Annotated in this window: 10 protein-coding genes and 1 pseudogene; 7 read left to right on the top strand and 4 right to left on the bottom strand. The window is 70.2% G+C overall.

Features of this window, described 5'->3' with window-relative positions:
• On the bottom strand, positions 1–2,073 hold the full coding sequence (locus tag BWI15_RS38420) for an MFS transporter (protein ID WP_143465679.1): 2,073 nt from the start codon (positions 2,071–2,073) through the stop codon (positions 1–3).
• 694 nt (positions 2,074–2,767) lie between these two features.
• Between BWI15_RS38420 and BWI15_RS18455 the strand changes: the two genes are divergently transcribed.
• Genes BWI15_RS18455 through ligD form a run of 3 tightly spaced genes read left to right on the top strand, consistent with a single transcriptional unit; the run spans position 2,768 to position 6,395 of the window.
• Positions 2,768–4,132, top strand: coding sequence for a helix-turn-helix domain-containing protein (locus BWI15_RS18455; RefSeq protein ID WP_077015615.1), 1,365 nt, complete (start codon positions 2,768–2,770; stop codon positions 4,130–4,132).
• 37 nt (positions 4,133–4,169) lie between these two features.
• Complete coding sequence (locus tag BWI15_RS18450; RefSeq protein WP_077015614.1) at positions 4,170–5,279, top strand: branched-chain amino acid aminotransferase; 1,110 nt, start codon at positions 4,170–4,172, stop codon at positions 5,277–5,279.
• Positions 5,280–5,315: 36 nt separating this feature from the next.
• On the top strand, positions 5,316–6,395 hold the full coding sequence (ligD, locus tag BWI15_RS18445; protein ID WP_237771345.1) for a non-homologous end-joining DNA ligase: 1,080 nt from the start codon (positions 5,316–5,318) through the stop codon (positions 6,393–6,395).
• 67 nt (positions 6,396–6,462) lie between these two features.
• Here ligD and BWI15_RS18440 read toward each other — a convergent pair whose 3' ends face one another.
• Positions 6,463–7,065, bottom strand: coding sequence for a TetR/AcrR family transcriptional regulator (locus tag BWI15_RS18440; protein WP_077016076.1), 603 nt, complete (start codon positions 7,063–7,065; stop codon positions 6,463–6,465).
• 117 nt (positions 7,066–7,182) lie between these two features.
• Between BWI15_RS18440 and BWI15_RS18435 the strand changes: the two are divergent.
• Positions 7,183–8,547: pseudogene (locus BWI15_RS18435) on the top strand (FAD-dependent monooxygenase); the annotation flags it as partial.
• Here the strand turns inward: BWI15_RS18435 and BWI15_RS18430 are convergent.
• Both BWI15_RS18430 and BWI15_RS18425 read right to left on the bottom strand, forming a co-directional pair.
• On the bottom strand, positions 8,532–9,635 hold the full coding sequence (locus tag BWI15_RS18430) for a lipid II:glycine glycyltransferase FemX (protein WP_237771344.1): 1,104 nt from the start codon (positions 9,633–9,635) through the stop codon (positions 8,532–8,534). The pseudogene BWI15_RS18435 and the gene BWI15_RS18430 overlap by 16 nt on opposite strands.
• Positions 9,636–9,814: 179 nt before the next feature.
• A complete protein-coding gene (locus BWI15_RS18425) occupies positions 9,815–10,885 on the bottom strand; it encodes a substrate-binding domain-containing protein (RefSeq protein ID WP_077015611.1) in 1,071 nt (356 codons plus the stop codon).
• Positions 10,886–10,973: 88 nt separating this feature from the next.
• Between BWI15_RS18425 and BWI15_RS18420 the strand changes: the two genes are divergently transcribed.
• From BWI15_RS18420 to BWI15_RS39835, 3 genes are all read left to right on the top strand, one after another.
• Complete coding sequence (locus BWI15_RS18420) at positions 10,974–11,354, top strand: MarR family winged helix-turn-helix transcriptional regulator (protein WP_077015610.1); 381 nt, start codon at positions 10,974–10,976, stop codon at positions 11,352–11,354.
• Positions 11,355–11,452: 98 nt separating this feature from the next.
• The gene (locus tag BWI15_RS18415) at positions 11,453–13,102 is read left to right on the top strand and encodes a purine-cytosine permease family protein (protein WP_077015609.1); all 1,650 of its coding nucleotides are present in this window, start codon (positions 11,453–11,455) and stop codon (positions 13,100–13,102) included.
• A complete protein-coding gene (locus tag BWI15_RS39835; RefSeq protein WP_202817678.1) occupies positions 13,099–13,401 on the top strand; it encodes an urease subunit gamma in 303 nt (100 codons plus the stop codon). Before BWI15_RS18415 ends, BWI15_RS39835 begins: the two co-directional genes overlap by 4 nt.
• Positions 13,402–13,409: the final 8 nt, after the last annotated feature.

Here is a 13,409-nt window from a genome sequence, read left to right as displayed (position 1 = left end):
TCAACTCCTGTGCAACGCCGGGGCGACGCCCACGACCGTGAGCACGAGCAGCCCCAGGGAACCGATCAGGATCGTGCCGAGCAGCAGCGCCGTGCTCAGGCCCGAGGCCGTCGCCACGATACCCAGCGTCAGCGCGATGGCGCCCTGCAGGACATAGGCGACCAGGTAGACCGCGGCAACCGTCCCGCCTCGGTGGTGAGCCGGGGCGTGCGCGTTGATCAGGCCGAGGCCTCCGGAGAACAGCAGACCGTACGCCACACCGCTCAGCCCGGTGGTGACGAGGAAGACCGGCAGGGAGTGCGCCTGGGCCGAGTACTCGAGCAGGGCCAGGCCGACCAGCGTGATGACGGCACCGACCAGCACCAGCTGGCGGGGCGGGAAGCGGCGGGCGAGGATCGCGGTCACGCCGATCATCACCGAGGTGATCGACAGGATCAGGCCGATGGTGAAGATGTTCGAGGTGCCGATCAGCTGCTGGGCGATCTCGGCTCCCAGCGCCAAGAACACCGAACCGAACGCGTACGCCGTGGTCACGGCCGCGGCGGCGCCGGCGTACAGGACCCGGATGCCTTTCGGTACGACGATCGGACGCGGGCGCCACTTGCCGCGGCTCTCGTCCCTGGTGTGCGGGGGTAGCCGCCAGACGAAGCCGAGCACGACGACGAGCACGCCGAGCAGCACCCAGAAGTCCAGGTGCAGCGGGAGCGGGGCGTACTGGACCAGGCCGCCGCCGACGATCGTGGCCAGGGCCAGACCGGCCGCGGTCGACGCGGTGACGACCGAGGAGGCGCGGGAGGCCCGGCCTTCGGCGCTGAACTCGACCGCTGCCGCGGTGGCCGCCGTCAGGGCGAGACCGACACCGGCGCCCATCAGCGCGCGGCCGGCGTACACCCAGCCGACCGAGGGGGCGACGGCGAAGAGCAGGACTCCGAGCAGCATGGCGCCGACGCCGTACAGCATCGTGGCACGGCGGCCGATGTAGTCGGAGACCTGACCGAAGACGAGGAGGAAGGCCACCAGGACCACCGGGTAGACCGCGAAGATCGCGGTGGTGGCGGTCGGCGACAGCATCCACGTGGAGGCGTAGAGCGGGTACGTCGTGGTCGGCGCCGCGCTGGTCCACAGACTGACCGCCGCAACGGCGGCTGCCGTCCAGAAGCTGGCCCGGCGACTCAGGGCCCGGGTTTTCCTGTGGCGCGCGATGGCGACCGGAAGTTGAAGAGTGCTCATGCTGATCTGAACACCTGAGTAGCGAAATGCTATCCAGCTGGTCGGGTGATCTCCGTCACGCTGCTCAGAGCCAGCGGCGGCGGGCTGCCTGAACGCCGGCCTGGAACCGGTCTGGGCGCCGAGCGACTCCATCAGCGCGCGAACCCGGCGCTGCGTCGTCCGGGGGCTGATCCGGAGCCGGCGGCTGATCATGTCGTCGGTCGCGCCGCCGGCCAGCAGCAGGAGCACGTCACGGTCGTGCGGCCGCAGACCGGCGAAGTCACCGTCGAACGGCAGCGCCGGCATCGGGACCGCCAGCGCCCAGAGCATCTCGAACGTCGCGATCAGTCCGTCCAGCAGCCCCGACGACCGGATCAGCCGATGCTGCTCCGACGGCGACCGCTTGGTCAGCCCGATCAGCGCGGTGTCGTCGTCGCCCACCGCCATCTTCAGCGGCACCTGCGCGAGCACGCGGCTGCGTTCCCCTGCGGTCTGTAGCTCGGGCAGGACCCCCATGATGTCCTCGCTCTCGAACACCTCGGTGCCGTAGATCGCCCGATAGGTCACCCCCGCGTGCAGCCGCTCCAGCTCCAGCGCCTGCTGCGTCGACGGCGGCGTCACGTACGGCGGGCGGTCCAGCACCCGGACCTCACGGGTCGCGTTCTCCTGCAGCTGCTCGTAGGCCCGCAGCAGGGTCGGCCCGTCCTCGATGAGCTCCACCTGGTTGCCGCTGAGCACCGGCTTGCCCCGGGCGCCCCGCAGCTCGTCGGCCACGCTGCGCAGCCGAGCCAGCTGGGTGTCGAGCTCGTCGAGCGGATCGGCGCTGGTCGCCGGCTGCGCCGGCCCCTCCACTTCTCCCTGCACCGCCACACTCCCGATATCGTGCACGATCGATCGAACAGCTCAGAGTAAACCGCGGCCCCGCCGCCCGGCAGCGGCGTCTCGTCACAACCCGCACTGCAGGCAGGGCCACCATTGCACGCACCGCACGCAGCGCCCGTCCGCGCCGGGAGCGGGCAGGTACGGGCCCGGCCGCCCAACCGGTCGCTCCGCCGGTCGCTCCGCCGGCTCGTCCGTACGCCGCTCCGCTGCCTCGCCCGTACGCCGCTCCGTTGGCTCGTCGCGGGCCCGTTGTGTCGCCCGTCCCTCGCTCCACCGCACCTCGGTACTGCCGTCCCGGCCGTGCCCGGCGAGCAACGCGTCCAGTCCGCCCGACCACACCGAGACAGCGGTCCCCTGCCCACACCACCGCACGGCCACCACCCCATCCGCCCACAGCACCCCTTCCGCCACCGCGCCACCACCGTCGGACCGCACCAGCCAGAAGGCGCGCGGCGGCCCCTGCTGCGTCATCCCCTGTCGGTCCACACCAGCAAGCTTCACCACCGGTCACTTGCCCTACCAGGTGTGATCTGTGGGCTCTCCAAACAGCCCACAGCCACCAGCCACTCGTTGGGGCTGCGTGGGAGCCACTGCCCCACTTTCTGTCGGTAGGCCCTTGTAGCGTTCCAGACACGCACCGCAACCACCGGGCGTGAGCAGTGGGGGGGGAGGACCTGTGGCTGAGGCAGCACTGGAACCGTTCGGCGTCCAGCTGAGGAGGTGCCGCCAGGCAGCCGCCCTGAGTCTGCGCCAGCTCGCAACCCGGGTCGGCTACGACCACAGCTACCTGTCCCAGGTCGAGCGAGGCCGCCGCCCGGGCTCCGCCCACCTGGCCCGCCTCTGCGACCGCGAGCTCGGCACCACCGGCACCCTGACCCAGGCCTTCGACCGGTTGCACCGTCCAGCACCCGAGCCCGGCGCCGGAGCGCACCTGGACACGACCTCCGGCGGCCTGGGCGCACCGTCCGGCGACTCCGGCGGGGAGTTCGGCGCAGCCGCGTCCGCCCGCCTCGGCGCGACGCCCGTCGACCTCCGCGCGACGCCCGTCGACGGCTTCGCCTCGTCGGGCGCGGACCTGCTGGAGGCTGTGCGGCACCGGGTGGCCGGGTCGTTCGGCCAGTCGGCGGCGAGGGCCGAGTGGAGTGCCGCGACCGCGGCGTACGCGCGTGACTTCGGTGTCACGCCAGCGGCCGAGCTGCTGCCCGACCTGACCGCTGACCTCGACCTCTTGCACCGGACGCCCGGACCGGCGGCCGAGCTAGTGGTACCGGCGGCCGAGTTCGCCGTGCTGATAGCACTGACGCTGTCGACAGTGGGCCGGTCCCGAGCCGCCGAGCGGTGGTGGCGGACGGCCCGGGCGACTGCTGACAGTTCCGCCACGCAGTGGATCGCCAGTCAGGCCAGGAGTTGGCAGGTGATCAGCTGGACGGCGGAGTCCGTTGGCGACCGAGCAGCCTCAACCAGGGCAGCCGACCTGCTGCAGGCCGGTATCGAAGCGCTCACGTTGGCGGAGCAGCCGCACGACCGGGCTCGCGCCCTGGTGGCTCAGGCGCGGCTGCTCGCCGTACTCGGTAGACCTGAGGAGGCTCGGCAGGCGGTGCGGTTGCTGCCGCCTGCGGAGGAGAGCCCGCCTTCGGTCTTCGGCTGGGCATCGTACGAGTCGGCGAGCGTGGCGAGCTTCGTACACACGGTGCTGGGCGACACCGCCCCGGCGTACGTGGCGCTGGATCGCGCGCTCGGGTTGTGCCCGGCCGAGCGGAGGCGGGAGGGCGCCGAGCTTCGCCTGCTGCTGGCGGAGTGCCTGGTCCTGGACGGCGACGTGTCGACCGGTCTGGCGATGGCGATGCGCACTCTGGTCGAGCTGGAGGACCAGTGGCACAGCCCAGGTCTGTACGACTCGGGCGGCCGGGTGCTGGCCGCCGTACAGGGCAAGGAGCTGACCAGACCCGCAGTGCGTGACTACCGCGAACTGCTGCGGCGGCGTCCCTTCGCTGGCCGCAGTGTGGGCAGCGGGTCGAGTCCGGGCGAAGAGCAGGGGTAGCGTGCCGAGCGTGACGACGGCAGACCATGGAGTGGCGATGACAGACGCGTGGGACTTCCAGCTGGAGCTGCGCAGCGATCCGGCGAGCGCGGCGGCTCGGACGGCCGTGCTGGACAAGCCCGGCTTCGGCCAGGCGTTCACCGACCACATGGTCGTTGCCTCCTGGTCGGCCGAGCGCGGCTGGTTCGACCAGAAGGTGACCGGCTTCGCGCCGCTCAAGGTGAGCCCGGCGGCCGCCGTCCTGCACTATGCGCAAGAGATCTTCGAAGGGCTGAAGGCCTACCGGCACGAGGACGGCTCGGTCTGGTCGTTCCGCCCGGAGCTCAACGCGGCCCGCTTCCGCCGAAGCGCGCAGCGACTCGCGCTCCCCCAGGTCGAGGAGCAGGACTTCATCGCCGCGCTGCGAGCACTGCTGACCGTCGACGAGGCCTGGGTGCCGGCGACCGGTTCCGGTGAGAGCAGCCTGTACCTGCGGCCGTACATGATCGCCACCGAGGCGGCGCTCAGCGTCCGCCCGGCCACCGAGGTGCTGTTCGGGGTGATCGCGTCGCCGGCCGGCGCGTACTTCGAGACCGGCCCGAAGCCGGTGTCGATCTGGCTGACCACGTCGTCGATCCGCGCCACCCCGGGCGGCACCGGCGCCGCCAAGTGCGGTGGCAACTACGCCGCCAGCCTGGCCGCCCTCGCCGAGGCGGTGGCGAACGGCTGCGACCAGGTCGCCTTCGTCGACGCGGTCGAGCGCCGCTGGCTGGAGGAGATCGGCAGCATGAACCTGTTCTTCGTGCACGCCGACGGCACGATCGTCACGCCCGAGCTGTCCGGCTCGATCCTCGAGGGCGTCACGCGGACCTCGGTGCTCGACCTGGCCCGCGACCTCGGCCACCAGGTCGAGGAGCGGCGCGTCTCGGCCGACGAATGGCGCGACGGCGTCCGCTCCGGCCAGATCACCGAGGTCTTCGCCTCCGGTACGGCGGCCGTCATCACCCCCATCGGCCGGCTCGCCTGGCCCGACGGCGAGGTCGTGATCGGCGACCACTCGGTCGACCACGGCGTAGGCCCGGTCACCGCGACGCTGCGCAAGACCCTGCTCGACCTGCAATACGGCCGGATTCCCGACACACACGACTGGCTCACCCGGCTGGTCTGAGTGCTGGATGTCCCCTCGGGCGGTTAGGTTGGCGGTATGGCGGAATCGTCAGCGGGGTCCAAGGGTGCGGCGAAGAAGACTGCGGCTGCGGGGAAGAAGCCTGCGGCGAAGAAGACCGCGGCTACAGGGAAGAAGCCTGCGGCGAAGAAGGCCGCCAAGAGCAAGAGCCCGGCGATCGAGCTCGAGGTCGGTGAGCGCACGGTCCGGATCTCCAACCCGGACCGGCTCTACTTCCCGGCCCGCGGGGAGACCAAGCTCGACCTGGTGAAGTACTACCTGTCGGTCGGCGACGGCATCGTCCGGGCACTGCGGGAGCGGCCGTGCATGCTGCACCGGTTCCCCGACGGCGTCGCGGGCGAGAAGGTGCACCAGAAGCGGCTGCCGCACGGCGCGCCGCCGTGGATGGAGACCGTCCAGGTGAAGTTCCCGCGCTACAACCGCACTGCCGACGAGCTGTGCGTCACCGAGGTCGCGCACGTGGCCTGGGCGGTGCAGATGTCGACGGTCGAGTTCCACCCGTGGAACAGCCGGCGCGCCGACACCGAGAAGCCGGACGAGTGGCGGATCGATCTCGACCCGATGCCGGACTGCCCGTTCGACCGGGTCCGCCGGGTCGCGCACGTCGCGCACGAGGTCCTCGACGAGCTCGGCGCCGACGGCTACCCGAAGACCTCCGGCGGCTCCGGGATCCACATCTACGTCCGGATCAAGCCCGAGCACGGCTTCACCGACGTACGCCGCGCCGCGCTGGCGTTCGCCCGGGAAGTGGAGCGGCGCGCGCCCGACGACGTCACCACCACCTGGTGGCGCAAGGACCGCGACCCGGCCAAACTCTTCGTCGACTTCAACCAGAACGCCCGCGACCACACGATCGCCGCCGCCTACTCGGTGCGCGGCAACCCCGAGGGCACGGTGTCGACGCCGATCCGCTGGGACGAGATCGACGACGTCGAGCCGCGCGAGTTCACCATCGCCACCGTCCCGGCCCGCTTCGCCGAGCTCGGCGACCTGCACGAGACGATCGACGACAACCCCTACACGCTCGACACGCTGCTCGAGTGGGCCGACCGCGACGAACGCGAAGGCGCGGAAGAACCGCCGCCCCCAGAGGAGTAGGCGGGCCGCCCGGCCCGGACCCTCGACCGGCCCCTTCGCCCGTACCGCCGTAGGCCGGAGTCGACGATCAGCTCCCCGCGAACCCGTGGTGGAGCAGGTCGGTGAGCAGGTCGATCGCCTCGTCGTCCGCAATCGTGCGGCCGTCGGCGGGGTTCACCACCAGCCACTCGTAGGCGAAGCCCTCCAGCAGCGCGTTCATCGCCGAGACGTGGACGGTCGGGTCGGCCGGAGGGTTCGGTAGGTGCGCGAAATGCTCGGCCAGGTGCGCCCGGTCGGCGGCCTGGATCTGCTGCAGCCGCCGGCCCAGCGCCGGATCGACCATCGCCGCCTGCTTCAGCGCGACCATCTCCGGCAGGTGCGCCTGGTAGAACCGCCAGAACGATGCCACGTGCCACCGGATCGAGGCCCGGTCGCTGAAGTCGGCCGAGTGGGTCTCGTCCTCGATCACCGCATCATCGGCCGCCGCGAGCAGGTCGGTCAGCAACGCCTCGAGCAGCTCCCCCTTGCCGGCGAAGTGGTTGTAGAACGAGCCGGTCGCCCGCCCGGCCGCCGCGGTGATGTCGGTGATCTTGGTGTTCAGGTAGCCGCGCTCGGCGAACACCTCGCGCGCGGCCTGTTTCAGCGCGGCCTCGGTTCCGGCCGCCTTCTCCTTACGACTCCCGGTCAGCACACCGGCCACCTCCTTGACAGCGAACCTTAGCGGCGTCCACACTGAATCAAGATTCAGTGAATCAGAATTCAGTAACTAGGAGAAGACCATGAACGTGCTCATCGCGGGAGCCGGCCGACCGGCCTGACGCTCGGTATCGACCTGGCCCGGCGCGGCATCGCGGTCCGGGTGATCGACCAGGCCACGACGTACTTCGAGGGGTCCCGCGGCGACGGGCTGCAGCCGCGGACGATGGAGGTGTTCGAGGACCTCGGCGTGCTCGACGAGGTCCTCGCCCAGGGCATCGAGCCGCCGGCGATCCGGGTCGTGATCGACGGCCGGTTCGTCCAGGAACGCCGAATGGCGCCGATCGTCGACCCGACGCCGGACGCGCCGTACCCGAACGCGCGGATGCTCGGTCAGTCCCGGCTGGAGGCGATCCTGCGCGCCAAGCTCGCCGAGTACGGCGTACGGGTCGAGCTCGGCACTGCCCTGGAGACCTTCACCCAGGACGCCGACGAGGTCAGCGCGACGCTGTCCACCGGCGAGACGGTCACCGCCGACTATCTGGTCGGGGCGGACGGCGGCCGCAGCACGGTCCGCAAGACCCTCGGCATCGCTTTCGAGGGCAGCACCGACGAGTCGATCCGGATGCTGCTCGGCGACGTCGCCGCCGACGGGCTCGACCACGACCACGGCTACTGGTTCTCGCGCGGCGACGATCCGACAAACGCGATCATGCTGACGCCGCTGTCCGGCGGCGACCAGTTCCAGTTCGCCACGCGGCTCGACGACGACCAGCTCGAGCCGACCCTGGAGACCCTGCAGGAACTGGTCGACCGGTTCGCCGGGCCGGGCGTCGCGAAGCTGCGCGACCTGACCTGGTCGACGATCTGGCGGCCCAACATCCGGCTCGCCGAGCGGTTCCGTGAGGGCCGGGTGTTTCTGGCCGGCGACGCGGCCCACGTGCATCCGCCGACCGGTGGCCAGGGTCTCAACACCGGCGTCCAGGACGCCTACAACCTCGGCTGGAAACTTGCCAGCGGCAACGAGGAGGTGCTGGCGAGCTACCAGGCCGAGCGCCGGACCAACGCCGAACGCGTGCTCGGGATCAGCACCAGCCTGCTGAAGAAGTACCAGGACGGCGACGAACGCGCCCACGAGCGCGGCCGCGACACCCAGCAGCTCGACATCACCTACCGCGACCCGGCGGATCCGGCCGTCCTGACCACCGGCGACCGTGCTCCGGACTCACCGCTCGTCGATGCCAAAGGCAACAAGATTCGGCTCTTCGACCTGTACCGCGGTCCGCACGAGACGCTGCTCAGGTTCGGCCCGACCGAACCGTCCGACCACCCGCACGCGGTCGACGTCGTACGGGCGGATCCGACCGGCAAGGCCTACGCGTCCCCGGAAGCGTTCACCTACTACGACGCGCGCGAAGGCGACGAGCTGCTGGTCCGCCCCGACGGTTATCTCGGCCGGGTTCAGCGGGCCCGGTAGCGCCGCATCGCACGGTGCAGGGTCTGGTTGACGACGCCGGGGAGAGTCAGTTCCCACTCCCCCAGCGTCTCGACCACCTCGCCGCCGGTGCCGAGCTTCCATCGCAGCAACCCGAACTCCCGCCGCTCCGGATCGAGACAGTCCGACACACCCCGCATGTCGTAGTACGCGGCGCCGTGCTTGAACGCGTCCTGCATCATCCGCCACTGCAACGCATGACTCGGCCGGACGTCGCGCCGATGGCTGGCCGACGCGCCCGTCTGGTACCAGACCCGTCGCCCGACCACGTTCATCGTGTGAGCGGCCAGCACCTCACCCTCGTACGACGCCAGGTAGAGCCGCATCCGCCCGGGCGCTTCGGCGTTCAGCGCCCGGTACTGCCGCTGGTAGTAGCTCAGCGACCGCCCGAGCCGGAACCCGTTGCGCTGCTCGGTCACCTGCAGCAGCCGGTAAAACGTCGACAAATCACCCTCGGACCCGATCCGGGTCTCGATCCCGGATCGCACGGATTTCTTGAGGTTGCGCTGCCACTCGCTGTTCATCCCGGTGAGCAGTTCGTCCAGCGAGCGCAGCGGGACCTGGAAGACGAACCGTGGTTGAGCATCGCCACCGGCGCCGTCCTCGCCGCACCGCGACCATCCCAACGACCGCAGCCGATCACTCACCGACGACCCGACCGGCTCGACCAGATCCGGCAGCACGTCGCCGATCCGCAGCGACGGCCCCGCGGCCGCCTTCAGCGTCGACGCCTGCCACCGCCGCAACGCCGGCGGCGGCCCGATCCGTACGGCGAACGCTCCCGCCGCGGCGAGATGCTCGATCAGCGGGCCGAGCCAGCGGTCCAGCGAGGGCTCGGCCCAGTCGATGTCCGGGCCTTCCGGCAGGTAAGCGAAGTACCGGCGAAGACCGGGGGCACCGCGGTAGAGCACGAGCGCCGTCCCGACGATCGCGCCGTCCGCGTCGCGCCAGGCGAGCAGCTCGGGTCGCCAGTCGGGCTTCACCTGCGCCCACGACGGGTTCTGCAGGAAGCTGCGGCCGCCGTACAGGTCGCCGGCGGCCAGGTACGTCACCGAGTCGACAGCTCCCACTGTCAGCCGGGTTCGTCGAATGGGACTCAGAGTCGTGGCGAGCACAGGGCACCTCCGGGTCGACGTGATCGGCATCCCTTGTGGACAACGACGTCACGACAAACGTCCAACGGGATCTGCCGTTGTCTTTCCGACGCCACGAACCGAGCGGAGTGTCACATCTCAGGTGCTGCGAACACTCACGTGCTGCGGGCGATCCGGTCCTGGACCCGGAACTCCAGGCCGTCCGCGGCCGCCAGGTACACGTCTTGGTCGAGCAGGTTGCCGTCGAGGCGGAGCAGCCCGCGCGGACTGCTGTAGAACTGCCCGCTGCCCATCGCCGCCACATCCTCGATCGCGACCGACCCGGCCACCTCGCCGAGCCGGGCGAGGAACTGGATCGCCTCGTAGCAGGATTCCCCGACTGCGTTCAGCGCCGGGGCCCAGGCCCCGAACCGCGCGTAGTACGCCCGCGCGAACTCGCCGCTCTCGACCGTCGCCATCCCGTCGAAGTACGCCGCCGCGGCGTACACGCCGTGGTTCGCGCCGGCTCCGGCGCCGAGCAGCGTGTTCTCCTCGACCGCCGGACTCAGCCGGACCAGCCGCTCGCTCAGCCCGGCGCGGGCGAACTGCCGACTGAAGTGCACCGCGTCCTGGCCCATCAGCAGCATGATCACGCCCTCGGCGCTACCGCGTTCGAGCGCGGGCAGCACGTCGCCGAAGTCCGACGTGCCCAGCGGGACGTACGACGTACCGACGACCTCGGATCCCGAACCCCGTAGGGCCGAGGCGGCCACCCCGGCAGTCACCCGCGGATAGACGTAGTCGTTGCCGACCACCACCCATCGCCGTACGCCGTGGTGGTCGCGCAGCCAGTGGGCGGCCGGCAGCAGCTGGTTGACCGGGCGTTCGCCCAGCATGAAGACGCCGGGGGTGTCGTCGTGGCCTTCGTGCATGGCGGCGAAGGCGTAGACGACGCGACCGCCGATCCGCCGGGTGAGCGCGACGCGGACGGCGGAGATGTGCCAGCCGGCGACCGCGTCGACCCGGCCGGTGTCAACCAGACGGCCGACTTCCTCGGCGACCACCTCGGGCGGGCGACCGGCGTCCACGTGCACGAGTTCGACCTGGCGGCCGGCGATGCCGCGGCGCGCGTTGAGCTCCTCGACGGCGAGCTGGCCGCAGGCCAGGCAGGACGGTCCGTAGATACCGGTCGGCCCCTGGCGGGGCACGACGAAGGCGATCGAGATCACCTCCGGGGTCCCTGGCATGCCGACCAGTGTGGCCAACGAGCGCCGGTTCTCCGAGCGCTGAGCTATATTCGCCGCAACGTGAGACGGCGCAGATCCGGGGAGGACCATGTCGGCCAGCCTGCTCATCCTGCTCAAGCAGGCCGAGCGCCGGATCGAGCTTGGACTGCTGCCGGAGCTGGACGAATTCGAGCTGACGATCGAGCAGTGGCGGGTGATGTCCGCGCTGCACGAGGAGCCGGGCCTGCCGATGACGACGCTCGCCGAGACCGCCGTCCTGCCGGCGGCAAGCCTCACCCGCCACGTGGACAAACTGGTCGAGCGGGGCCTGGTGCTGCGCCGGATCCACCCCGGCGACAAGCGGCGGATCGTCACCGCGCTGTCACCGGTCGGCACCACCGTGGCCGACCGGCTGCGGGCCGCCGAGCACCGGGTCGAGCGCGCTCTGGACCTCGCCGAATTACTTCCAGATGGAAATACAAGAACGTAGCGGCTCGGCAACACCGCGGTAACAGACGGTTCCTAGGTTCCTTCCATTCGGGTGCATCGACTGCACCACCCGCCTGAAGGTGCCGCCAGGAGTTCGTGATGACCGTTGAACCCTCGCTCGACCAGCGCACACCCCCACCGGCCGCCAGTACGGCGACCCGCGAGACGCTCGAGGACTACACCCTGCGGTTCGCGCCGCGTAGCTACCGCAAGTGGTCGACCGGCGTCGTCGGGGTCTCCGCGCTCGGCGGCATCGCCTACCTGGCCGACTTCGCGATCGGTGCGAACATCGGCATCTCCTACGGCACCACCAACGCGTTGTGGGGCATCGCGATCTTCGCGGTGGTGATCTTCGCGACCGGGCTGCCGCTGGCCTACTACGCGGCGCGGTACAACATCGACCTGGACCTGATCACCCGCGGCAGCGGTTTCGGGTACTACGGGTCGGTGGTGACCAACGTGATCTTCGCGTCGTTCACCTTCATCTTCTTCGCCCTCGAGGGGTCGATCATGGCCCAGGGCCTCGAGCTCGGGCTGAACGTGCCGCTCTGGCTCGGGTACGCCGTCTCCACGCTGGTGATCTTCCCGCTGGTGATCTACGGGATGAAGGTGCTGTCGACCCTGCAGGTGTGGACGACCCCGTTGTGGCTGGTCCTGATGGTGCTGCCGTTCGGCTACCTGGTCGTCTCCCACCCCGAGTCGGTGTCGTCGTTCTTCGACTACCAGGGCGAGAACGGCCAGGGCGCGACCGACGTCGGCTCGATGCTGCTGGCCGCCGGCGTGTGTCTGTCGCTGATCGCGCAGATCGCCGAGCAGATCGACTACCTGCGGTTCATGCCGCCGAAGACGCCGGACAACGCCCGGCGCTGGTGGTCGGCGGTGCTGCTCGCCGGGCCCGGCTGGGTGATCTTCGGTGCGTTGAAGCAGGCGATCGGGCTGTTCCTCGCGGTGTACCTGATCGCCAACGTCGCCGACGGCGCCGCGGTCGCGAACGAGCCGGTGCACCAGTTCCTGGAGATCTACAACGGCTTCCTGCCCGGCTGGCTCGCGATGGCGCTGGCGGTTGTGCTGGTGGTGATCAGCCAGATCAAGATCAACGTCACCAACGCGTACTCCGGTTCGCTGGCCTGGACCAACTCCTACACCCGGCTAACCCGGCACTACCCCGGCCGGCTGGTCTTCCTCGGCCTCAACCTGCTGATCGCGCTGGTGCTGATGGAGGCGAACATGTTCGACTTCCTCAACACCATCCTCGGCTTCTACGCCAACTGCGGCATCGCCTGGATCGTGGTCGTTGCCTCCGACATCGTCTTCAACAAGTACCTGCTGAAGCTGTCGCCGCTGCAACCGGAGTTCCGCCGGGGCATGCTGTACGCCGTCAACCCGGTCGGCTTCGTCTCGATGGCGGTCGCGGCCGGCGTCTCCATCCTGGTCTTCTTCGGCGGGCTCGGCGACGCGATCAAGCCGTACTCTCCGCTGGTCGCGATCGGCTTGGCGCTCATCTTGCCGCCGGTGCTGGCGGTGGCCACCCGTGGCAAGTACTACCTGCGCCGTACCGACGACGGCATCGACCTTCCGATGCTGGACGAGCACGGCAACCCGTCGGGCGCCGTGCTGACCTGTCACGTGTGCCGGCAGGACTACGAGCGTCCCGACATGACCGCCTGCGTGACCCATGACGCCCACGTCTGCTCGCTGTGCCTGAGCACCGACAAGGTCGCCGACCACGTCCTGCCGGCACAGCCATGAACTTCACTCCCAGCGAGGTCGAGAAGCTGCTGCTGTCCGTCGCCGGCATGGTCGCGCGCGACCGGCTGTCTCGCGGAGTCCCGCTCAACCACCCCGAAGCCGTGGCCCTGCTCAGCACCTGGGTCATCGAACGAGCCCGCGAAGGGGCCTTGGTCGCCGACCTGATGGAGTCCGGCCGCACCGTACTGACCCGCGACGACGTCGTGCCCGGCGTCGCCGAGCTCCTGCACGACGTCCAGGTCGAAGCCACGTTTCCCGACGGCCGCAAGCTCGTCACTGTCCACAACCCCATCATCTGAGGCAGGAG

Source organism: Kribbella sp. ALI-6-A, assembly GCF_001984195.1.
Lineage (GTDB): Bacteria > Actinomycetota > Actinomycetes > Propionibacteriales > Kribbellaceae > Kribbella.
This window is presented reverse-complemented; position numbering and strand designations above follow the sequence as displayed.

Bases quoted from the DNA above. Each gene is read 5' to 3' on its own strand.
- BWI15_RS39835 (WP_202817678.1), top strand. From the start codon at position 13,099: ATGAACTTCACTCCCAGCGAGGTCGAGAAGCTGCTGCTGTCCGTCGCC.
- ligD (WP_237771345.1), top strand. From the start codon at position 5,316: ATGGCGGAATCGTCAGCGGGGTCCAAGGGTGCGGCGAAGAAGACTGCG.
- BWI15_RS18425 (WP_077015611.1), bottom strand. From the start codon at position 10,885: ATGCCAGGGACCCCGGAGGTGATCTCGATCGCCTTCGTCGTGCCCCGC.
- BWI15_RS18450 (WP_077015614.1), top strand. From the start codon at position 4,170: ATGACAGACGCGTGGGACTTCCAGCTGGAGCTGCGCAGCGATCCGGCG.
- BWI15_RS18415 (WP_077015609.1), top strand. From the start codon at position 11,453: ATGACCGTTGAACCCTCGCTCGACCAGCGCACACCCCCACCGGCCGCC.
- BWI15_RS18420 (WP_077015610.1), top strand. From the start codon at position 10,974: ATGTCGGCCAGCCTGCTCATCCTGCTCAAGCAGGCCGAGCGCCGGATC.